The organism is Ruminococcus difficilis, assembly GCF_016680995.1.
In genome coordinates this window covers 1-1,032 of record NZ_JAEQMG010000038.1, presented here as the reverse complement: position 1 = coordinate 1,032, position 1,032 = coordinate 1, and the positions used below count along the sequence as shown (strand labels likewise).

Annotated in this window: 1 protein-coding gene; it reads right to left on the bottom strand. The window is 49.3% G+C overall.

The genetic code is table 11. The features are described from left to right. Positions 1-471: 471 nt before the first annotated feature. Positions 472-1,032, bottom strand: a 561-nt coding sequence (locus tag JKK62_RS02510) for a S1 RNA-binding domain-containing protein (protein ID WP_201426836.1), incomplete at its 5' end; no start/stop codon positions are given.

Sequence of the window (1,032 nt, the reverse complement as noted above, 5' to 3'; positions counted from 1 at the left end):
GAATAGCTGACTTCGTTATTGGCGCGGACTTTGAGAAAAATATCGATTGCGATGAGGACGGTTTCCGGGTGCTCCGAAACGAAGGTGCGTATCTGCTCCTCCAGTCCGTCACCTATCGTCAAGCAGCTCGTCGGCTCCCTTGCGGGTGATGTGGGTCTTGTATATTTCCAAAAATTCTTCTTTAGTGGTCACGGTTGTTCCTCCTTTAATATGATTTTCGGCGCAAATCAATTCATGTCGCCTGCGACAATTCATAACGCAGTTAATTCATGTTGCAAAGCAACAATTCATTCATGAACTAACCACACCTCATATCAGCAACCTTTTATTTGCGCTAAGGTAATGCGGCAATAATGAATTGACCTTCGGTCATGAATTGGCAACGCCATGAATTGTGATTTAATCACATGAATTGACGGCTTTGCCGTCATTAAAAAAGGGCACTCAAAAAGAGCGCCCTAAATGTACAAATTACTCTGCGTCTGCCGCAGCTTCCTCAACAGCTTCAACTGCTTCTTCAACAGCGGGAGCAGCTTCTTCAACTGCTTCCTCAACAGCGGGAGCGGCTTCTTCAACTGCTTCCTCAACAGCGGGAGCGGCTTCTTCTACAGCTTCCTCAACAGCGGGAGCAGCCTTTACGGGAGCCTGCTCGTCCTCGGGAAGCAGAGCGCGCATTGAAAGGCTGACGCGCTTTTTGTCAAAGTCGATAGCGGTGATCTTAGCCTCGACCTCTTCGCCTACGGAGAGAACATCGGCGGGCTTTTCGATCCTCTTGTTGGCGATCTGAGAAATGTGGATAAGACCGTCAATGCCGGGGATGATGTTAGCGAACGCGCCGAAGGTGGTCAGACCAACGATCTTAGCCTTAACGACTGTGCCCTCGGGATAATCTCTTTTAAGGATCGCCCACGGATTGTCGTCGGCGTTCTTGAAGCCGAGCGAGATCTTCTTGGTCTCCTCGTTGATATCCTTAACGTATACTTCAACGGTATCGCCAACGTTCACGACTTCGCTGGGATGCTTGATGTGCGT